Origin of the sequence: Leadbetterella byssophila DSM 17132, from assembly GCF_000166395.1 — a bacterium.
Lineage (GTDB): Bacteria > Bacteroidota > Bacteroidia > Cytophagales > Spirosomataceae > Leadbetterella > Leadbetterella byssophila.
Window position 1 is genome coordinate 654,109 of sequence record NC_014655.1, and the last position, 22,107, is coordinate 676,215.

The 22,107-nt window shown below is 40.3% G+C and carries 16 protein-coding genes; 7 read left to right on the forward strand and 9 right to left on the reverse strand.

Features of this window, described 5'->3' with window-relative positions; translation table 11 throughout:
- Positions 1-53: 53 nt before the first annotated feature.
- The 3 genes from sov to LBYS_RS03020 all read right to left on the reverse strand — a co-directional run bounded on the left by sov (position 54) and on the right by LBYS_RS03020 (position 8,815).
- The gene (gene sov / locus LBYS_RS03010; RefSeq protein ID WP_013407424.1) at positions 54-7,451 is read right to left on the reverse strand and encodes a T9SS outer membrane translocon Sov/SprA; all 7,398 of its coding nucleotides are present in this window, start codon (positions 7,449-7,451) and stop codon (positions 54-56) included.
- 75 nt (positions 7,452-7,526) lie between these two features.
- On the reverse strand, positions 7,527-8,102 hold the full coding sequence (gene ruvA, locus LBYS_RS03015; protein ID WP_013407425.1) for a Holliday junction branch migration protein RuvA: 576 nt from the start codon (positions 8,100-8,102) through the stop codon (positions 7,527-7,529).
- Positions 8,103-8,122: 20 nt separating this feature from the next.
- Entirely contained in the window at positions 8,123-8,815 is a 693-nt protein-coding gene (locus tag LBYS_RS03020) for a rhodanese-like domain-containing protein (protein WP_013407426.1), read from the reverse strand.
- 174 nt (positions 8,816-8,989) lie between these two features.
- Here LBYS_RS03020 and eno point away from each other — a divergent pair, with 174 nt between their 5' ends.
- The 4 genes from eno to LBYS_RS03040 all read left to right on the forward strand — a co-directional run bounded on the left by eno (position 8,990) and on the right by LBYS_RS03040 (position 11,667).
- Positions 8,990-10,267, forward strand: a complete 1,278-nt coding sequence (eno, locus tag LBYS_RS03025) for a phosphopyruvate hydratase (protein WP_013407427.1) — start codon at positions 8,990-8,992, stop codon at positions 10,265-10,267.
- Between the two features lie 96 nt (positions 10,268-10,363).
- Complete coding sequence (locus LBYS_RS03030) at positions 10,364-10,675, forward strand: septum formation initiator family protein (RefSeq protein WP_013407428.1); 312 nt, start codon at positions 10,364-10,366, stop codon at positions 10,673-10,675.
- Position 10,676: 1 nt separating this feature from the next.
- On the forward strand, positions 10,677-11,180 hold the full coding sequence (locus tag LBYS_RS03035) for a low molecular weight protein-tyrosine-phosphatase (RefSeq protein WP_013407429.1): 504 nt from the start codon (positions 10,677-10,679) through the stop codon (positions 11,178-11,180).
- Positions 11,158-11,667: a HEAT-like fold family protein gene (locus LBYS_RS03040; protein ID WP_013407430.1), complete on the forward strand. Its 510-nt coding sequence runs from the start codon at positions 11,158-11,160 to the stop codon at positions 11,665-11,667. Before LBYS_RS03035 ends, LBYS_RS03040 begins: the two co-directional genes overlap by 23 nt.
- Here the strand turns inward: LBYS_RS03040 and LBYS_RS03045 are convergent.
- Positions 11,626-12,057: a MarR family winged helix-turn-helix transcriptional regulator gene (locus tag LBYS_RS03045; protein WP_013407431.1), complete on the reverse strand. Its 432-nt coding sequence runs from the start codon at positions 12,055-12,057 to the stop codon at positions 11,626-11,628. The two genes, LBYS_RS03040 and LBYS_RS03045, sit on opposite strands and share 42 nt — an antisense overlap.
- Before the next feature lie 152 nt (positions 12,058-12,209).
- Between LBYS_RS03045 and LBYS_RS03050 the strand changes: the two genes are divergently transcribed.
- Positions 12,210-13,052, forward strand: coding sequence for an alpha/beta hydrolase family protein (locus tag LBYS_RS03050; RefSeq protein WP_013407432.1), 843 nt, complete (start codon positions 12,210-12,212; stop codon positions 13,050-13,052).
- Here LBYS_RS03050 and LBYS_RS03055 read toward each other — a convergent pair.
- Positions 13,027-14,775: an ABC transporter ATP-binding protein gene (locus LBYS_RS03055; protein WP_013407433.1), complete on the reverse strand. Its 1,749-nt coding sequence runs from the start codon at positions 14,773-14,775 to the stop codon at positions 13,027-13,029. The genes LBYS_RS03050 and LBYS_RS03055 overlap by 26 nt on opposite strands.
- 9 nt (positions 14,776-14,784) lie before the next feature.
- Here LBYS_RS03055 and LBYS_RS03060 point away from each other — a divergent pair, with 9 nt between their 5' ends.
- Complete coding sequence (locus LBYS_RS03060; protein WP_013407434.1) at positions 14,785-17,406, forward strand: M14 family zinc carboxypeptidase; 2,622 nt, start codon at positions 14,785-14,787, stop codon at positions 17,404-17,406.
- Between the two features lie 32 nt (positions 17,407-17,438).
- Positions 17,439-18,422 carry an aldo/keto reductase gene (locus tag LBYS_RS03065; protein WP_013407435.1) on the forward strand — a complete coding sequence of 328 codons (984 nt, stop codon included), beginning with the start codon at positions 17,439-17,441 and terminating at the stop codon, positions 18,420-18,422.
- A 78-nt stretch (positions 18,423-18,500) separates the two neighbouring features.
- On the opposite strand, the gene lepB is transcribed toward LBYS_RS03065, so the two are convergent.
- The 4 genes from lepB to LBYS_RS03085 form a co-directional block, all read right to left on the reverse strand.
- On the reverse strand, positions 18,501-19,619 hold the full coding sequence (gene lepB / locus LBYS_RS03070; RefSeq protein WP_013407436.1) for a signal peptidase I: 1,119 nt from the start codon (positions 19,617-19,619) through the stop codon (positions 18,501-18,503).
- A 65-nt stretch (positions 19,620-19,684) separates the two neighbouring features.
- Positions 19,685-20,584 carry a glycosyltransferase family 2 protein gene (locus tag LBYS_RS03075; RefSeq protein WP_013407437.1) on the reverse strand — a complete coding sequence of 300 codons (900 nt, stop codon included), beginning with the start codon at positions 20,582-20,584 and terminating at the stop codon, positions 19,685-19,687.
- Position 20,585: 1 nt separating this feature from the next.
- On the reverse strand, positions 20,586-21,674 hold the full coding sequence (locus LBYS_RS03080; protein ID WP_013407438.1) for a DegT/DnrJ/EryC1/StrS family aminotransferase: 1,089 nt from the start codon (positions 21,672-21,674) through the stop codon (positions 20,586-20,588).
- Positions 21,671-22,087 (reverse strand): sugar 3,4-ketoisomerase, encoded by a 417-nt coding sequence (locus tag LBYS_RS03085; protein WP_013407439.1) that lies wholly within the window; start codon positions 22,085-22,087, stop codon positions 21,671-21,673. The genes LBYS_RS03080 and LBYS_RS03085 overlap by 4 nt, the downstream gene beginning before the upstream one ends.
- Positions 22,088-22,107 lie beyond the last annotated feature (20 nt).

The window sequence follows — 22,107 nt, forward strand, 5'->3', positions numbered from 1 at the left end:
AGGAATTTAAGGTCATTTGATCCCAATTTACAAGTTTCCCATTATTTATGCACTTAGTCGGCTAAATTAAATCTTGCAGTAACTCCAAATGTGGCGTTATTGGTATAATATTGTTGGGTCACATACGGATTATTCACCATTTTCTCCCAATACATGGTCATACTTACACGCTTATTGAAGGTGTATTGAAGATTAGGTCTTACTTGTAAAGTCCTAAAACCGCTCTTGATCAATGCATCCCCGTCCAGTTTCCTTTGGATCATTTTCAAATCTCTTAGCGTAAAGTCAATTCTAAACACTAAATCATTTGGAAGAATAATATTATTTCCATCTCTAGTACGAAGAGGAAGAACTACATTATTCTTCTTCATTCCGAAACCGAATACGAAGTCATTGCCATGGGTTTCACTCACCTGAGCATTAGAGAGGTTCATCAAAGCCATTCTATCCTTGTTCCAAGCGAAGTTTCCGGAGAAGCTTCCCTTAGTGGTGAAGTTGACGCCTAAGAATGGAGCAAATTTCTCTTCCATAACTATGGAACTCATGATGTAAACCGGATCAAGCAGATTAGTGAAGGAATTCAATTCTGAACCTAAAGTATACCCTCTACCCATAGAAGCTCTATAATCCAGCAGTGCTAGGTCAGAATACATCAAGTTTGATGTAAAATTACCTACGCTATAGGAAGATACGAAGGAGTGAGATAAGGTGATGTTAGAGAACAAACTTCGTAATCCAACAAATTTTTCTATACCTCCATAGTTAATCTGCCAGTTAGGCATAGGGAATCCAAGGAATGGGTTGAAGGTATTGCTGCCCTTACGGGTGTATTTCTTCTTGCTCATGATGTCTTCCACGTCCCTTCCTGTGTACGCAGCAAAGAAGGCGGGGATCAGCACATCTTGGGAGTTTTCAGAAAGTTGAATACCAGGATTTCTCATCTCTATGATATCTAAAACCTTTCTCCTGTTCTCTTGCAGGTTAGCAAATGGCTCGTAGTAATAACCTGATGAAGGATCCGAGTTAACTTTTTTGAAAGAAGTCTTGAAGGACCAGAAAGACATTTTGAAACTACCACCTCTCACAGGAGAGAACTTCTCAAAGTTGTTCTCTTCATTAGGCTGGTAGATATAGGAAAGGTCATTGTTTCTAGCTATGTTTCCTTTTATGATGATTCTCAAATCCTTTATTGGCTCTAGATTGGTAGAATAATCGAAAGTATATCCACGCGTTTGAATCACTGGATTGTATTGCTGGACATTACGGGATAGCCAACCGTTCTCTACTGCTCTTTCAATGGTTTTGTTAGGATCTTGACTTCCTAATACAAAAGGAATTCCAGGAGCTAAACCTCCATTAGCACTACTTAATCCGAAGAATTCCGGTATCTCCAAGAATCCAGGTAGGGTAGTGGTTTCTGTTAATGCAAATCTTCCGTTTATGCCTCTGGCTGCCATTAATAGACGGGTTACGGCTTTGGCGAATTTATTCGCTTCTGGTGCCATTTCATCGTCGTCACCGGCTGCACGTGTGAATCTCTGCCTAGGAGCATTTGGGGTATTAGCTCTTCTTAGATATCCTACTTTATTGTAAAGTTTCACAAGATCCACTCGCCCATCTAATCCCAGGTCTCTACCGTTTTCTAATAAGTGTCCGAATTGATACTCTGCCGGTCCGTCTGTAGGTTGGCCGAACGCTACACTTCTAAATCCGTATTTGGTATCAAATGTGGAATTCGCAGTGATCCAGTCCAAAGCATAGATATCCTGTAGCGGAAGTCTCCAGGTGGCCTTGATGTTTTGGGTGTAGTTCTTTGTCCTTCCTTTAGAGAATAGTCTGGAACCGAATTTTACATCCTGCTCTGCGGTCACTTGACCATCTACATCATCTAGTATAGCCTGCATTCTTGCGCCATACACTAAGGTGATGCTACGGGTAAGGTTCCATTGCAAGTCGTAATTTCTGTTTCCGTAATAGTATTTAATTAGGTTTTCGCCCGGCAGATCTTGTAGATTCCTGTCTCTGTATTTTGTTCTGTAGAATACCTGCTCATTGTACATTTCGAAATTCACCATGCTCGGGATCGGAGCGAAACTTAAAGCCCTTAAGAATTTCAAGCCTGTACTGTCTAAACGTGCAGCTTTTTTAAATGGCTCCCATTGTACACCTTTCGGAGAATAACGGTAGGTTAGACCTGCACTGGTGAAACTTTGGTCATTATTGGCCATCAAGATATTGCTTCTGTATATTCTATTTTGGGCATAAGAAATACTGAAGTTTTCAATATCATAGAAATGGTTTTTGGTAGCGTTTGCCCCCTTAACTTTATGCACATTCATAAAGTTAAACCCAGTGGTAGTGGAGATATCAGAGACTAAATCTCTCGTTAGATTCTTTTGGAAGGGATTCAAATTGTCTTCTTGTAAGGCTACATCCAAACGAATGTCTCTGTCCAAAGGATTGAATCCTGGCACTGAAACTTGTTTGTCGTAGTTAACAAAGAACGGAATATTCAATCCCCATTTCATAGGGAGGAATTTGTCCAAAGCCAGGTTCAATGCACCACCGTAGGAGTAGTTATCTTCTTGAAGACGATTGGATATTTTGTCCTGTACACTACCGAAACCAAAGTTTCTGAAGTTTCCGTTCAGGTTCAAAGTTCCTAGATCAGCCAGTTTAACATCCATACTGACTAAACCTGCTGTCCCCTTGTCCTGGGTATCAAATCCAGAAGCCCGTAGTTCATTGGTCCAGATGGTAAAATCCTTGATTTCTCCACTATTATTTCTCACCCCAATCATGATGGTCATGACCTTACTCAAATCAGGGTTCCCTTTTACTGCAAGTCTGTACTCGCGCATCACTGGACTTTCTGTTCCTGAAGCGGTACCGTCTACCATTACCATTTCAGCATATTCCTGACGGAAATTTTCCGTAGTGCTGTTTTTATTTCTTCTCAACTTTAGATTGCGGAGCTCTTCTAAAGGTATATCAATCTCATTTTCTTCCGGCCAAATGAGGGTAGGGGCTGTTTCTCCCCTCATGGATCTCTTTAATCTCGGGATTTCTACTTCATAGTAGTTGTTTTTTAAGTCGGTTCCGATACGAAGGAACATGCCCAAATTTTCTGCATTACTTTCTTCTGTGTGCATGTGTACAAACATCTTGATGCGTTTGTACATGTTTAGGTTCAGATCCGTATTCTTAAATACGCCACGGGAGTCTTTAGGATCCAACTTTTCAACGGATAAGCTCAAGGCCTGCTCATTAAATTCCATCCTAGCCTGAGTAGCGTAGTTCACATCCCTTACAAATCCCGGAGGAACGGCGTAGGGATAAGGTTTGGAATCACCACAATCTACACCTGTAGGGCAACCGTTCTCTTCTATACTAACCGTAGTACTTTTTATGACGGTCTTGCTGAGAGGATCAATAGGAGTCTCCTGATACGATGAGGTAGTGTCTTGGATTTTATTAGCATACACCCTGTATTGATTCGAAACCAATTGCATAGTGGCAAAACGCATAACTACAGGTTGTTCCCAATCCGTAGTCACCAAGCGCATAAATCGGATTGACTTGAAAGATGCATTTTCAGATTCTGAACTTTTGCGGGTGTAGTTGCGGATAGGTACACGGAACAAATACCAGGTAGTTTGTGGTCTTTGGTCTGTGGCTGCTACTTCAACTTTATCTACTATATATGGACTGGAAGCAATACCTCGTCCTGCATCCGGGCGAAGGTCAATTTCGTATTCGTAAAAGTCTTCTAGCTCGTTAATGGTATTGTCTTGGTTGATATCTTCCTTGTCAATAGAGTTGGTATTGGCATAGATGATATCTGCATTGGCTTGGTCTTTATTGTACGGAGAGTTATTCTCCATTCCCAAGTAATCTTTGTATCGCTCAATAAATGTTGCTCCATTATCAAATGAAGGATCTAAGAAATGTCTGAAGTCGTCCTTAGAAGGGTCATCCAAGATCTTTTGAAGGGCTGCCAGATTTGTAACCTTTTTTCTAACTTCTTCCAAGTAGCCTTTGATCCCTCTTGAATTAGGAGCATTTGGGTTTACATATTCACGTTCTTCTTCATTAGACAGTCCATCTAAACCTACGTCCTGAAGCTTTCTGATCATTTCGTCATTCTCAAATGCATCCACCATGAACTGTATGTCCGGAGCTTTACCCCATGGTGTCTTGATGTAAGGTCTGTTTGCGGCTGATCCATTTAAGGAATCCGGACGAATACCGTTTTCAAAGTTGAATCTTCCATCAGGGATTACGTCTTCCGAAACGTCACCCAATTGAATGAGTAATTTTCCTCCCGTAGTATTAGTGACCGGTTGGCTCAATGGTATTTCACCCGCAAAAGGGTTCATCATCCAGAATTCAAGGTATTCAACATTGGAATTATCGAAGTCTGCATCAAAGGTGATTCCTCTCATCACTGAACCGAAATTGGTCCTAGGATTAGTATTGAGGGTTCCGTCCGGTTTTAGATTAGTATTGTAATTGTACATTCCTGGTTCGGAAGGGAAGTAGGAGATGTCCAATATGCTGGTGGGAATTTGCTCTGCAAATGTGGGCATGGATCTACCCACTAGTATATCTTGTATATTGAAATTCGCGGTGAAAGGGTTAGTTCTGGCTTCATTACTCAAATTTGGAGGGATGATTCCCGCTCCTCCCTGACCGGAGAAATAGGTGGTCATATCTACCGTATACACGGACATTTTTGCTCTCCTGTAATGATATTGATAAGCCATATCCTGAGTTGGGTCAGGAGTGATGTCTTTCAAGAACTGGGGTGGGGTAGATCCTAATCTCCATCTGTTAGGTTGCCTTGAGAGGTCATTGATATTTCTGGCATATTCAAAGTCATCAATCATAGAGCTGTTGTTGACTTTTTTACTATTCACCCCCGGAATCAGTTGGGCGAATTCCGCATTCAATAAAACGGAGGATGGCTCTTTTGTTTGTACACCTGGTAGAGCATCCAATAGTTTGGTTAAGCCTATTCCCGTTTTCTTGTAATTCAGATCAAGTCCCCAAATGGTATTATTGACCGGTTCATTTCCTATTGAGGTTCTAGTAGTGAAGCCTGGAGTGTTTTCTCTCAGATCTTGCAGGGTTGCTCCAATTCGTAAGTTCCTGTTTACTGTGTAATCCATACGTAAACCGAACATTCTACGAATCTGAGTTTGGAACATATCCGCTTCTTCGTAGTCCACTCGGATGGCTTTTCCGGAGTTTAGGAGGCTACGGTTAACTAATTGTACGGTTCCCATTTGCTGGTCAACCGTATAATCTACCCCCATTTTTAATTCAGTTCCTCCTGCATAGACGCGTACGGAAGACGGGGATGCACCTAAAGGCAATGGGATATCCGCACCTCCGGACAGGAAGGTTCCGGACAGAAAGAATTTGTTTTTTAAAGTGTTCTGTTGAGCATCAGTAAGCGTTTTGTCGTACAGGTCATCAAAAACGTATTTCTGTACATAATTCCCTCCTTCATTCTCAATCTTGGATCTTAAATGATCTCCAAAGGGTTCTAGTACTGGGAAGATGATTCTACCCAGACGGGAATGCACTGTCACTCCCTCTATGAAGTCAAAGTTGCCATCTCCAATCTGTCTGCTCGTAATGGCTTCATTATTGTAATTCAATCTATCTAGTCCAAGTAAACTAAGAAGGGGAACCTCTTTCAGGCTAGGAATATCCGCTAGGAAAGGTACGTCCATACCGCTATCGTCATCCTTATAGACGATGCGCATTTGGAAGCCGTCCTGTTTTAGTTGGCCCTGTCCCAGATTATAAATGTTTTTCATCATCAGATTCCACATGGGATGGTTCAAGTGGTTTCTGATATTGCTGGATTTTAGCATCTTCAAGACTATGGCGTCTGATTCGCTTCTGTTGACATAGTCTTCTGTTAATTCTCCTACCCGATAGGTTTCTGATTTATTGGTTCGAGGGTTTCTGTAGGTATATTCATAGGCTACAGCGATAACCTCATCATTCCTAAGTGGAGTTCTAAGAGAAATGTAACCTAGATCCTTATTGAATTCGAAGTCAGATTCTTGTAATCTTTTAGCTCCTCTTAAGATTTCAAAATCCCTTCCTAGCGTTAAGCCTAAAGCACTAGCGGAGCTGCTGATTTGATCTATATTTCTGGAAAAACCATTGTTCTTAATGACATTGTCATTGAGGTTATTGGCCCGGTTATCTGCGGTGGAATATTCAGGATTCGGGTTAACGGTATTACCGAACGGGGCATTTTCAGCTAGATCACTCAGGGCCAAAATGTTCCTGTTCGTCTCTACACTGTAAGTACGGTTAGTTACATACACTTCTACACGGGTAATCATGACACCCGATGTGATGATGGGCAGGCTTTTAAGGGATCGTTCGTAATTGTCACGAAAGAACTGAGCCAGGAAGAAATGACGGTTTTCTTCGTAATTATCTGCCCTTATTTCAAAGTTTCTATTCTGACTGCCGTTATTGAGGACTATGGATTTGGTTTTAGAGTTTTGTTGGGCCACCACTCCGGTGATGTCTAATTTTCCGAATTTTAGCCCCACTTTGGCTCCTAGTAAGTTTTCTACTCCGGGTATCAACTGGGAGCGGTTAGGGAAGGAGATATTACCTAATTCTACGGCTTGAAGGATGTCTTCTGGATCATTACGGAAGTTGATCTTCATGCGGTTATCAAAGGTAAAGATGGACTTGGTGTCAAAGTTCCCCTGTATGTTTACCTTTTCTTTGATCTCTCCGGGCTTCTTCATCAAATTATTGATGTCTTGAAGCCTTCCGTCACTCATGATTTCCCTGGAAATTTGTTCCGTGTTAGGGAGATTTTGTTTGTTGAAGAAGTTGTTGAAGTTGACGGCTATTTGTTGGTCAAAGTCAAAATAACTTCTGTCACGATTGTAAAGGCTGGTAGGATTATCGTTCCTCAGTCTATGGTGGTAAGCCATGACCTGAATAAAGCCGTTAGGTTTAAATTCAGGTAGTTTGTCTCCAAAAATCTTATCAAAGATCTTATTTGATTCCAGTAGGGGGCGAATTCTTTTACCGGTGTAATCAGTGTACCCATCTTGAGCTCTTTCTATATCCCGGATAATGGATTTTCTGAGCATAGCGTTTTGTATGCTAGAATACTCATTGAAAGTCAGGGCTTCCGGTATCTTGACATCTACATTTTTTCCTGCTTTTTCTGTTACGCTGAAATTTCCTACTTGAGGGTTAAAGAGTACATTAGTAGAGAGCTGATTCGGGTTTAAGTTAAACAGTGGGGGACGGTTATAACTAAAGCGATTTAGATAGACATCCGTCCAGTTGTAAAATGCCGGTATTTTACTTCTAGTCGAGTCAGTTTTTTGCGCGGCGGAGGAAAAGCAAGCGCCAAGTAGTATTAGGATTAAATAACAGGGTACTCGTCTTCGCATATGTACTGCGATCTTCTGATTTAATGGTAACAACGTAATTTAAGGTTCAATATTCTAAGAACAAAGTAATTCTTTCTAACGTAGAGATAACTTGATCACTTCTTCTAAAGTAATATCTGCCGGAGCTCTTTTTAGAATATTGTCCACGCTTTTTTCTGCAGTGGCTTTAGGTATGCCCAGGGTTACTAAGGCGGCTAAAGCTTCCATACGAATTCGAGCAGGTAGTGTGCCAGTAGTAGCCATAGGTTCTTTCTTTAATTTATCTTTTAATTCAATCACTGCTCTTTGAGCCGTTTTAAGTCCTATCCCTTTGATTCCCTGTATGGTTTTTACATCTTCTGAAACTATAGCTTGGACTATTTCCGGTCCCGTCATTGAGGATAAGAATACTAGAGCAATGGCCGGACCTATTCCTGAAACACTGATCAAGTGTTCAAAAAGTACTCGTTCTTCACGAGTGGCGAAACCATAGAGGGTGTGAGCGTCTTCTCTGATGATTTGAAGACAAAAAAGTTTACATTTTTCTCCCACAGCCGGTAAAGCTGCACTGGTTTGAAGGGAAATTTTCAAAAGGTAGCCCACTCCCTGTACATCTATTACAGCTTGAGCAGGTTCCTTTTCACTAAGTATGCCGTTAAGGTGTGCTATCATTTCAGGTACAAAGATAAGCTTTAATAGATATTTTCCTTGATTTTAGAGGTTTTAATGTCTTGAGATTCCCTCCATACCTGAACGCCTTCTTTGTATAAAACCAGGGTGGGGTTTTTATTGATATTGAGCTTTTCTGCTAGGTTCTTTTGTTCGGAAATGATGATCTTCTGAATAGCAAGTTCCGGGTACAGAGCTTTAAGTTCGGCATAATGAAGATTTTCACAAGGGGGACAATGCAATTCTTGAAATACCACTAAGGTCCATTTCGACTGTCTTACCATTTGAGAATATTCTTCAGGAGTTATGAAACCTAGGGGTTTAAAGCTGGGAGAAACTGAAACATAGGGACGAGAAGCTTTTATCCATTTTTCGAATCCTCCGTTTAACACCGTCAGGTTTTGGTAACCTAGTTCATGGAGATATTGTGCACATTCTAAAGTGCTTTCACCCGCTTGAGCATATAAATATATTTTAGAATCTTTAGGGTATTTAGCTGTAAAATATTCCTTGAAGTCATCCCTAAGAAAATCCACCACTATAGATTTTCTGATATGTCCGTTTATGTAGCTATCTACGTCTCTAAAATCTATCAGAACACCGTCTTTGTTCGTTCTTAGAACTTGTTCAAAATCATAGGGTTCCAATAACTTGTATGCATGCTGTGCAAAGTTCACATAAGGCAGTAGAAACAAAAGAAGAATAATACGAGTCATGGACAAATCAAAGAATTTATGGTAAGATATTCGTAGAAAAGCATCTAAGGTTTACTGACGAATAAGCATTATACTAAAAAAATGTTTTATTTGTGTTCAAAAGTACAAAACTCGTGCCGATATACCCATCGGCTCAGCCCATTTATATATTAACTATTAATCATCATTTGAAGTATGAGCCAAATCGTAAAAGTACACGCCAGGCAGATCTTAGATTCAAGAGGAAATCCAACTGTTGAAGTAGATGTAGTAACAGATAACGGTTTTTTAGGTCGTGCAGCTGTGCCGTCCGGAGCCTCTACAGGTATTCATGAAGCTGTTGAATTGAGAGACGAAGACAATTCAAAATACTTGGGTAAAGGTGTACTGAAGGCCGTTCAAAACGTGAATCAGGAGATCGCTCCTGAGATCCTAGGTGAAGATGTTTTCGAACAAAATACTATAGATAAGGCGCTTATCGACCTAGACGGTACTCCGAACAAAGGCAATCTAGGTGCTAATGCTATCCTAGGTGTTTCTCTAGCTGTGGCTAAAGCTGCTGCTCAGGAAGCCGGATTACCGTTATACCGTTATTTAGGAGGGGTAAACGCTAATACTCTGCCAGTTCCTATGATGAATATCCTAAATGGTGGTTCTCATGCAGATAACTCTATAGACTTCCAGGAGTTTATGGTAATGCCTGCAAAGGCGGACACTTTCTCTGATTCCCTTCGTATGGGTACGGAGATCTTCCATAACTTGAAGAAAGTGTTGAAATCTAAAGGATATTCTACAAACGTAGGTGATGAAGGTGGTTTCGCTCCGAACATCGGTTCTAACGAAGAGGCGATTGAAATCATTCTTACTTCTATTGAAAAAGCAGGTTACACTCCAGGACAGGACGTGTTTATCGCTATGGATGCTGCTTCTTCTGAATTCTACGATGCGAAAACAGGGCTTTATACCTTTAAGAAATCAAGTGGTAAGCAATTGACCTCTGAAGAGATGGCAGCATACTGGGCTGAGTGGGTGAGCAAATACCCTATCCGCTCTATCGAGGATGGTATGGCTGAGGACGACTGGGCAGGTTGGGCTGAGTTGACACGCTTGACAGGAGATAAGATCCAGTTAGTAGGTGACGATTTGTTCGTAACTAACGTTAAGCGTTTGAAAGAAGGTATAGATAAGAACATTGCTAATGCCATTCTTGTTAAAGTGAACCAAATTGGATCTTTGACAGAAACTATTGACGCTGTGAATTTAGCGCATAGAAATAAATACAAGAGCGTTATGTCTCACCGTTCTGGTGAAACGGAAGATGCTACTATAGCTGACTTAGCCGTAGCATTGAACTGTGGTCAAATCAAGACAGGTTCTGCTTCACGTTCTGATAGAATGGCAAAATATAACCAATTACTTAGAATCGAAGAGGAATTAGGTGACTCTGCTTACTTCCCTGGATTAAACTTCTAAGTAGAAGGTTTTATATAGAAGGCATCGGAATTTTTATTCCGATGCTTTTTTATTTTCAATAGGTTTCCTAGTTTTGGTATAAATTGCTTTCCCATTATGAAGTTGTCCACTTTTTTCTACCGCTATAAGTTCTACATCATTTCCTCCATATGCCTGTTGCTATGGCTCTTATTCTTTGATCGTTCTAATCTGATTAAACAAGCAGAGATGTATTTTATGCTGAGAGACATTAACTCAGAAATCTTATATTACGAGGATGAGATTAAGAAATTAGAGAAAGAAGAAAAGGATTTATTAGGTAGCGAAGCGGCCCTGGAAAAGTATGCCCGGGAAAAGTACTTCTTGAAAAAAGAAGGTGAAACGGTTTTTGTACTGGTAGATGGAGATGATAAAGTAATCACTGAATAATATGGTTAAGGTATTGTATGTTTGCTTAGGTAATATTTGTAGGAGCCCGCTAGGTGAAGTAACTTTTAATGCTTTAGTGAAGGAAAGAGGCTTAGAAGAGGAATTTCAGGCGGACTCTGCCGGTACTGCAGGATATCACGTAGGAAAGCAGGCTGATGCCCGCTCCCAGAAAGTGGCGCAAAAACATGGCTTAACTATAGACCATGTGGTTCGCAAGGTTTCTTTGGAAGATCTGGATGAGTTTGACCATATAGCCGTTATGGATGAACAGAACTTTGAAGATCTACATACGATGTACTATGAAGCCAAAGGGTTTCCCCCGTCTACAGATAAGTTATTTTTAATTCGCGATTTTGATCCGGAGGTCCGTGGCGTGCATGAGGTGCCGGATCCCTATTTTGAAGGCGACAAAGCCTTTGAAGAGGTTTTTCAAATCCTGCAAAGAAGTAATGAGAAACTCCTTGAGCATTTGGTAGATAAATATGAGATCTCAGCGCCCGAGTAAGGAACAACTGCTACAGATGGCTAAAGAGGCCATAGAGAAAAACAGTCTACCATTCGAGTGGAAGGAGGCAGATGTCTATGATTTCTGGTTACTTACTACCATAGCTGACATTGATAAGTTTTTCTTAGTGCCTTATCTGTATCAAATCTATTCCATTATTCAAGGTAAAAGTGTTGATGAAGCCATTTTAAGAAATGGACTTGGGGTATTCCGAAAAGTACCTATCCCAGAGGATATAGAAGGGCAGATCTATCAGTTTTGTATGACTATTATTAATGAAGGCAAAGCTTCCACTGCAAATCTAAGTTTTAGTATTAGTATTTGTGGAAAGATTGCTCAAAAGTACCCTGATCTGAGATCAGAGACACTTAATGCTGCATATCATTTACGTGATACCCGTCATTCTCCCGCCATTCAGTCAGCGTCAAAGAATGTGATCCAGAGATTACTCCACGTTAGAGTAAATGGTGTCCATGATTCTCACTAAGGTGTCATAATCCTTTTCATTCAGATTATTCCAGGCCTGTCGTCTCACTTGTGTTATAATTTCGCTGGCTTGAATATGAATCTCTTTTCCCTTTTCCGTAAGATTTATGGTGAACTTTCTACGGTCGCTTGGGTAACTTAGACGGGTTACATATCCCTTTTTTACCAATAAGTCCAAGATCCTGGTCATGGTTGGAGGATCTTTAAAGGTGATGTTCCCTAGTTCAATTTGAGAGATTCCGGTGTTAAAAGAAAGGTGATCTAAGACTACCCATTGGTCCACGGTCAAGTCAATTTTGGCATCCGTAAGACCCCTCTGCATGTAGTTCCGAATTTTCTTGATGGTAGTGTCAATTTTAAAAAAATAGGCTTTGTTGTAGTTTTGCAACATTATATAGCTGTTTTTATGAGGTTTAAAGAACAAATTAAATGTTATTTCCTGTTTTAAAAAAATAATTATAAATTTTTTAAATATTGTTTTGCGAATACTTATTGTTGTTCATCTTTTTATTTGTGTAATTTCGATTAAAATAGTCTGTAAATGTGATAAGAACACCATTGGGTTATACCATCTCTTTAGAGTATTTTCTACATCCGGATGCCACTCAAATCTTGATTATAGCCTCTGCCACCGGTGTGGTTAAGGGATTTTATAAGCATTTTGCTAGCTACCTGCAGGAGAATGGTATTTCTGTAGTGACCTTTGATTACGGAGGAATAGGTGGTTCAAAACCTATTTCTTTGAAAGGTTTTTCTACTTCTGTCACTAAGTGGGCAACGAACGACTTAGAATCTGTAATTCGTCATGTAAGTATGACCTGGCCGCATAAAAGGATTAGTTTATTGGGACATAGTTTAGGTGGGCAGTTAATTGGAATTACATCTTCATCCCTAGCTGCAGATAAGATAATTTTGGTGGGTGCCCAATGCAGTTATTACAAATTTTGGCCATGGAGAGAAAGGATGAAAATGCTCTTTGCATGGAAAGTGCTATTTCCGGCTTTTAGTAAGAGTATAGGCTATGTGCCTACTAAAAGATTTACTGCCATGGAAGACTTGCCCGGTGGAATGGCTATGGAATGGGCCAGATGGTGCCTAAATCCTAATTATCTTTTTGATTATTTTACGGAAAAAGACCTTTATTTTCATAGGATATCTGCTCCCGTAATATCTTATTCCACCAGCCATGACAAGTTTGCATCAGAAGAGAGCACCGACTGGCTAACAGAAAAGTTTTCCCAAGCCGCTGTCAAGCGTTACCATTTGATTCCAAAGGAATATGGAGTAAAACATATAGGGCACTTTGGATATTTTCAGAAACGTTGCAGTCATAGCGTTTGGCCGCATTTGTTGTCACAGATTAAAGAGCCTTCAATTCCGGCTTAGCAAATTGTACTTCTACCAGATTGGCATAGATGCCTTTTTGTTGCATTAGTTCGTCGTGATTACCTACCTCTTTGATCTCTCCCTTCTGCAAAACTATGATCTTGTCAACGTTCTGAACAGTGCTTAGTCTGTGAGCAATGATGATAGAAGTCCTGTTCTTCATTACTTTGTCAATGGCGTTCTGGATCAATTCCTCTGATTCGGAATCTATAGAGGAAGTAGCTTCGTCTAAGATCAAAATGCTTGGATTATGGACTAGTACACGTACAAAAGAGAGCAGTTGTCTTTGACCCATCGATAGGGTAGACCCCCTCTCCATTACTTCATAATCGTACTGTCCCGGTAGTTTTTGGATAAATTCATGTATGCCTACTTCTTGTGCCGCTGCTATTACCTTGTCTTTAGATATGCTTTCATCCCCTAGTCGCAAATTGTCCAAAATGCTACCTCTAAATAGGAATACATCTTGAAGTACTACTCCCACCTGTTTTCTTAGACTGTTCAGCGTAATTTCTCTGATCTCCTTTCCGTCTATATAGATGTTACCTTTTTGGAAGTCATAAAAACGGGTCAATAAGTTGATAGTAGAAGTCTTACCTGCACCGGTAGGTCCTACAAAAGCCAAGGATTTTCCTGCAGGAAGATCAAAGTTGATATTCTTAAGTATCCAATCTTCACCCTTATAGGCGAAGCTTACATTATCAAACTTTAGATGCCCTTTGATTTCATGTGTACTACCGGATTCCTGTTCCATTTGGTCTTCATCATCCAGGATCTCCATGATACGTTCAATACTGACCATTCCCATTTGAATAGTATTAATCCTATCTGCGATCATGCGTATAGGACGAAAGAACTGATTACTATACATGATAAAGGCCGTGATCATACCGAAGGAGATTTCTTCGGCTATCACTCCTTTGGCACCATACCATACTATTAAGCCAATGGAGATGGCGGAGATCAAGTCAGCAACCGGAAAATAAACTGAGTAATAGAACACGTTCTTGATCTGAGCATCTCTGTGCTTTTGATTCAATTGATCGAACTTCTTAAACTGCTGCGGTGCTACGTCAAAGATCTGGATAAGATTCATTCCCGTAATCCTCTCTTGCAGAAAAGCATTGAGATTTGAAACATGTGTTCTTACTTCTCCATAGGATTTCTTAACCAGTTCCTTAAAGATATAGGTACTGATGATCAGGAAAGGGATAGCTGCAACACTGGCCAAGGTCAACTTCCAGTTTAAGTATATCAGCATTCCTAGAATGACGATCAATTGGAGTAGATCTCCTACCAGTGCCGCAAGTCCGGAACTGAAGACTTCACTCAAGGTCTCTACATCTGATATGGTTCGGGTTACTAGCCTGCCAATAGGTGTATTATCGTAATAGCGAAGTTTTAGATTAAGGGTTTTTCTATAAACTTTTAGTCGGATATCATGAATGATTTTTTGGCTCACCCAACCTGACTCATAGGTACTAAAAAAGGTCACGAAGGCATTCAAAACCAATAGCGCTACCATCCACCCCAGATCTCTTAATAGTCCGGCTTTGTCACCTTCTATGATGGGGCCATCTATAGCTTTCTGAACAACCAGGGGCATTAAGGGTGCAGTAACCGCACCTAAGATCATTAAGAAGACCAATCCAAAGAAACGGAACTTGTAAGGTTTTACAAATCCATAGAGTTCTTTGAAAAGGTGAAAGTCCAGTTTGTTCAAAGCTATTCGATGTCTATTAAATATAGTAACGCCTCTGCAGGGAAATTTGTTCTATCTCCTTATAAAATAGCTTCTGAGGGAGGAATTTTATCCTCAAATATGGCAAGTTTGCAGATAAAAGTATCTTATTTCTACGCTAAGGCAGTATATTTCGGTACTATTATTTCAATTATGATCAAAAGAATACCTTTCCTCTTATTACTATGTTTCTCTGCGTGGGCGCAGAAAACCCCGGATGACTATTTTGGCCATGGATTTGGTGAAAGATTCCATTATCATCACCAGGTGGTAGAGTATGCAAAACACGTGGTGGCATCCCGACCACAAACCACCAAATTACTACCTTACGGTAGAACTACTGAAGGGCGAGAGCTCCTGGTGGTAGCTTTTGGTACTGAAAAGAATATGGCCCGTCTGGAGGAAATACGTAAGGGTAACCTTCAGAAGATAGGTTTAGAAAAAGGAACTCCTCCTGCTGACCTACCTGCCATAGCCATGCTTTCTTATAATATTCATGGAAATGAAGCAGTGAATACAGAGGTAGCCTTGCAGATGTTGTATGATTTATCGGGAGCTAATCCTCAAGTTTCAGCTAAGATCTTAGAAAATACGGTAGTATTAGTAGATCCTTGTGCAAACCCTGATGGTTTTGACCGTTACAGCCAATGGTATAACAGACATATCGGTAAAAATCCTAATCCTAATCCGGATGCAGTGGAGCATAAGGAGCCATGGCCGGGAGGGCGTTTCAATCACTATTTCTATGATATGAACCGTGACCTAGCTTGGCAAACTCAGTGGGAAACTCAGCAGAGAGTAGGCTTCTACAATTCATGGATGCCACATTTCCATGGTGATTTCCATGAAATGGGACCTAATAGTTCTTATTTCTTTGCTCCTTCAGCTAAGCCTTTTCATGAGGATTTTACTCCATACCAAAGGGACTTTCAACATTTGATTGGAGAATATCATAAAAAGGAATTTGATCAAAACGGTTGGTTATATTACACCAAGCAAAACTTCGATTTGCTTTACCCAAGTTATGGCGATACTTATCCTTCCTACAATGGAGCTATAGCTATGACCTACGAGCAAGGTGGTTCGGGTATTGCGGGTTTGGCTATTGCCAGGGCAGAAGGAGATACTTTGACGCTTAAGGAGCGTATGCTTCACACAAGAAGCACAAGTAGAGCAGCCTTGACCGCTGTTTCTGAGCATGCTTCAAAATTGAAAGAGGCCTTTTATGCGTACTTTAATGAGCCAAGTACTAAAGGTCACGGTGTATACAAGTCTTTTGTTTTGAAGGGTATTGAAAGCGATAAGCTAGCTTTGACGGAACTTCTAAATAGATTGAATATTCAGTATTCCTTCGGAAATGGTAAGAAGAGCTTGCAAGGTTTCAGTTATCAGTCTCAGAAAAAGGAGAACTTTACTGTAGAAGAAAACGATTTGATTGTAAACACCTACCAACCTAAAGGAATACTCACCAAGATCCTATTTGAACCTCACACCATGTTAGAGGATTCTAATACTTATGATATTACAGCGTGGGCGCTTCCTTATGCCTATGGTTTAAAAGCCTATGGTGTAGAAGCCAAAGTGGAAGGTGGATCTTACCAGACAGTGAAATCTGAAACAACAAATACTGTAGATCAGGTATTTGCTTATATACTTCCTCTGGAAAGTTTTGAGAGCTACAAGTTTATGGCAAAGGCCGTTCAAGCGGGTCTTAAAGGTAGGGTAATGCCAGAGGCCTTCAAAGTGGAAGGTAAGGAATATAAGGCAGGTTCAATAGTGTTTACTCGTCAAGCAGATCCAGGAATGGATGCGAAAATGAGGAAGTTGATGAGTGATAGTAAGATCAAGCCGGTAGCTGTACGTTCAGGAATGGTTGAAAAAGGATATGATTTAGGTGGAGATGCCGTTCGTTATTTAGGTGCTCCAAGAGTAGGAGTAGTGATGGGACAAGGTGTATCTGCTACTTCCTTCGGTGATGTTTGGCATTTCTTTGATGTAGTGTTAGAGTATCCTTTGACTTTGATAGAAAACAGAAACTTGTCTACTATCAACTGGAATAATTATGATGTATTGATCTTCCCTGGCGGTAGATATGGAAAGGATATGGTAGATTCTCCGGCTTTGAAGGATTGGATCAATAAAGGAGGTAGATTAATTTTGATGGAGGAAGCTTGTGCTGCTGTAGCAGGAGTAGACGGATATGAATGGAAGGAAAAGTCTAATTCTGAAAAGAAAAAGGCAGATCTTACTAGAAAATTTGGTGAAGCGTCTAGAAAGTCCATCTCCAATACTATTCCTGGAGCTATCTATGAGGTGAAGCTGGATAATACCCATCCACTTGCCTATGGATACGATGACCACATGTATATGTTAGTAAAGGATCCTAATAACTATGAAAACTTACAAAGTGGCTGGAATGTAGGTTTAATCGGAGATTTGAAGAGTGGTTTTGTAGGAAGTAATGTAAAAAACGGCATGAAGGATGCAACTATCTTCGGTGTGCAAAACAGAGGCAGAGGAAAAGTGATTTACCTTACGGAAAGTCCTATTTTCAGAGGCTTCTGGCATAGCGGAAAGGCACTCTTTGCGAATGCAGTTTTCTTTGTTAAATAAATTAAACGCCCCGGTCACCGGGGCATTTTTTTATGAAGTTTAATACATTTAGAAAGGATGCCTGGGCTGAAATGGGCCTCGGAACCTGGCAATTAGGAAGTGCAGATTGGGGCAACTTAGATGAAGCTAAAGCCCTGGATATTCTGGATGCATATGTGCAGGGTGGCGGTAACTTCATAGACACAGCTGATGTTTATGGATTAGGTACTAGTGAAAGGGTGATAGGAAAGTATTTACGTCAGAGCGGAAAGCCACTTTTCGTGGCTACCAAGCTTGGTCGTAGACAGGATGGTACAAATGGCTGGCCTCAGAATTTTTCCTACGAGAAGATGAAAGAGCATGTAGAGTCCTCTCTAGAAAATCTTGGGATAGATTCCCTATACCTGGAGCAATTGCACTGTATTCCCAAAGAAGAATTGATCAATGGAGAGGTTTTTGAACATTTGAGAAGATTGAAACAGGAGGGACTTATTCAGAACTTTGGAGTAAGTGTAGAGTCTATTGAAGAGGCAGAAATCTGTTTACAGCATGCAGACGTGTCCTCATTGCAGATTATATTCAACTTGTTTCGGCAGGATGCAAGCTATGCCCTATTAGGAAAAGCAAAAGCACAAGGGGTTGGCATCATTGCTCGTGTCCCTCTGGCTTCCGGTTTACTTTCCGGGAAGTTTGATGCTAACACTACTTTTGACTCTACGGATCACCGCAACTATAATGCAGACGGAAATGCCTTTAATGTGGGAGAAACTTTCTCAGGACTGCCGTTTTTGGCAGGTACAGAATGCGTTAAAGAGATCTCAGGAATCTTACCCAAAGGAAATCTGGCTGCGTGGAGCTTGAAATGGATACTGCAACAAGAAGGGATTACCACAGTCATACCCGGAGCCTCCAGAATCAGTCAAGTAGAAAGTAATTTGTCAGCAAGCAAATTACCGGATCTATCACCTGAGATTCTTGTTGAATTAGATCGATTTTACAGAGAGAAAGTAAGGCCTCAAGTAAGAGGTGAGATATAAAAAAAGCCTTCCGTGAGTGGACTGCCCTCCAATTAGTGTGTAACTTTTTCGGGGCACTCTATGAGGAAGGCTTTTTGCTTACTTAATGATATTGAATAATCTCTTCCATCTGATCTTGTTGAAGAGAGATGCATCTCTGTCAATGGACATCCAAATGAAGGCTGCTTTTCCTACCACGTGATCTTCCGGCACAAAGCCCCAGAAACGGGAATCATCAGATTCATATCTATTATCTCCCATCATGAAATAGTAATCTTGCTTCCAGGTGTATTCCTTGATTTCTTGACCGTCAATGAAGACTTTGCCGTCTCTAAATTCAGCATTTTTATTCAAATCGAAGGTTGCGATTACACTACCGTAAAGGGCAGCATTTTTTTCATCCAAAATGATTTTATCACCTTTTTTAGGTACAGTTATAGGGCCAAAGTTATCTCTATTAAAGGCAAACAATCGAGAATTATATGGGAAAGCTGCACCATAGATGCTCGAAGTATCTCCTTTAGGAAGGATCTCAGGATAAACATTGGTTACGAAATCATATTTCTTGATCTCTTCTAAACCTTCCGCTGTAGCATTGATTCTATAGAAATACTTTCCACCTTCGCCTCTCCTTGCTAATACAGAAACGTCTGCCTTTTCAAAGATCTTTTCGTTTGGATTAGTATTGAATTCTATATCATAGTACTTCTGAATACCTTTTACTTCCGGTAGTTTCTCTCCATTGATATACACAACAGCGTCTTTCACTTCTAACACATCACCCGGGATACCCATACATCTTTTGATGTAGTTTGTTCTAAGGTCTACTGGATATTCTGCATGTCCTCCGTAGGGATCAGGTCGAAGTGGAGTGCCCGGATAGTTGAAGACAACTACATCATTATTTTTGATCTTAGTAAAACCAGGTAAACGGTAGTTAGGCAGTTGAATCCAATCCAAGTAGGAAGGAATATTAGTAAACCAGATCTTCTGGTGGGTTAAAGGTACCTGAAGTATGGTCTTAGGTGTTCTGGCACCGTAATGTACCTTTGATACAAAGAGAAAGTCATCTACCAAAAGGCTTTTCTCCATAGATGGAGTAGGAATAGTATAGGCTTCTAAAAACAGTCCCCTAATGAGTGTAGCAGCGATTACCGCAAACAGAACGGAATCCCACCATTCTCTCGTAGGTGATTTTTTTTTCTTCTTTTCAGACATAGGTCAACATTAGTTTGTGCAAAAATAGGGTTTTCGACCCTTCTTACAACTTTGATTACTTTATTTTATTGCTTTTTAACTACTGAACGAATGACAAATTGAGGTTTTCCGGAGTGCATCAGGAAACCTTTTCCTACATATTCGCCAACCAAAGATAAAGCACATAGGATGACACCACACATAAATATGATGATCGGTGATCCCCAAGTACTAATGATATTTAAGGCATATAGGATCATATAAGATAAGGAAAATATGATGGATAATAAGCCGGCTAGCAGAGTGAGTCTTAAAGGAATAAGGGAGTATCCAAAGAGTATGGTTAAAGTTAAACTTAACAGTTTAGAAACAGTATAATTGGAGTGACCTTCCTTTCTTTCCAGATGAACTACTTTTTGCTTACCCACATGGTTCGTTACCTGAAATATCAGACCATCAATGTAAGGATGAGGAGTTTTGCACTTGATGATTTCCTCTACCACGTCTTTTTTGATCAATTTAAAACTGCTTAAGTATAAATCTTTAGGCTTTTTCAAAAGATAAGTAGTAAGCAGATTTATTACCTTACTTCCGAAATTACGCATCCAGTGATGTTGTTTGTCTTCATAATAACTATACACCACATCGTAATCTTCTTCCTGAGCCTTCTGGTATAATTTGATTATCTCAGATGGAGGATTCTGGAAATCATCATCTATGATTACCGCATAGTCTCCATTTACATAGTTTAAGCCGCACATGACGGCATTAAACTCCCCAAAGTTCTTTCGAAGATTGATAAAGGTAATTTCGCTGTGGTCAGTGGCTAAGGACTTACACTTTTCTGCTGAATTGTCTTTTGATCCATCATTTACCAGAATTATTTCAAATGAATAGGAATTCAGCTCCTTCTGCAAGATTTCTACCAGTGAAGTTATGGAGCTTGCTCCATTATACACCGGTATTATTATAGACAACTGACACATTTTAATAGTTATTTAGGGTTTCTATGATATAACTTACTTCCGGGGTCGTAAGTGAACCATTGAGTGGAACGCTTATCACTTGTTCATGTATTCTCTCCGTTATGGGCAGAGAGTAGTGCCTGAACTCAGCAAAGGCATTTTGCTGGTGAGGAGCCTTCGGATAATGAATATCATAACCTATTTCGGCCTTTTCTAGATGTTGTATTAGTTGGCTTCTATTCGCGGTTTTTACTACAAATAAATGCCATGCGTCCTCTTTTAGTCGGTCCCCTAAAGGCAGTTCCAATTTAGGATTGTGAATTTCTGCTAGATAGGAACCGGCTATGGCTCTTCTCTTCCGGGTTTCTTCTGGCAGTCCTTTTAACTTCGTTCTTAAGAATCCTGCTTGAAGTTCACTTAGGCGACTGTTCCTTCCTTTGTGTTCAAATTGATATCGTACTGTTGATCCGTAATTTCTTAAGCTTTTGATCCTCTCTGCCATCCAATCATGTTGGGTAACGACTGCTCCTGCATCTGCCAATGCTCCAAGATTCTTGGTAGGGTAGAAGCTATAGGCTATAGCATCAGCTCCCGGGCAGTCTCTACTACCATCATAGAGAGCATCATGACTCTGTGCGGCATCTACCACTAGATACAGGTTCTCTGCCTTGCAGATATTTGCTATTTCGTGGAAATCACACATTCTGCCATAAAGATTTACCGCTAGTACTCCTTTGGTTTTAGAACTTATGGCATTTAGGATGGATTCTGTACTTATTAAAAAGGTGCGTTCATCCGGTTCCACCAATATGGGAGTGAGTCCACAATTTACAATAGAAAGTATGGAGGCAAAATAGGTGTTAGCGGGCACAATGATCTCTGAGCCAGGCGGTAGATCTAAACTTTTAAGGATCAATTCTAAAGCATCAAGTCCGTTAGCTACACCAATAGCATGTTTTGCAGAACAAAATTCAGCAAATTCGGTCTCGAAGTTTCGAACATTATCGTGCAGCATGTAGAAACCTCTTTCAAGGAATTCCTCAAAATCAGAATGGAATTGGCTCAGGTAAGGTGCATTTAGTTTTTTTAGAGAGAGGAAAGGAATCTTCATTCGTTGTTTAATAGGGAAATTCTATGGCCGATTACTTTTTCATGATTATAGGGTGTATCTAGGTAATCATCCGGATCATAATTCCTGTTGGCCAAAACCAGTAAAATACTACCAGGTGAAAAGTTGTACATCTGGTGCCAGTCGGAAGGTTTAAGTAACAAACATTTATGTGGGCTATCCAGAGTTATGATTTGTTCATGAAATTCGTCTTCTTGGACATAAATGTCACATGAACCATTCAAACAGATCAAGCCTTGCCAAGTTTGCTTATGGCAATGACCGCCCCGAATGCTTTCGCCGGGAACATTGTAGATAAAGTATGCCCTTTCAATGTGTCCGGGCATCAAATGCTCAAATACTGAAAGAAAACCGTCCTGATTTTCTATCGACTTTAAGGTGATGATGGAAGCCATGGCTATACTGTAGAAATGGT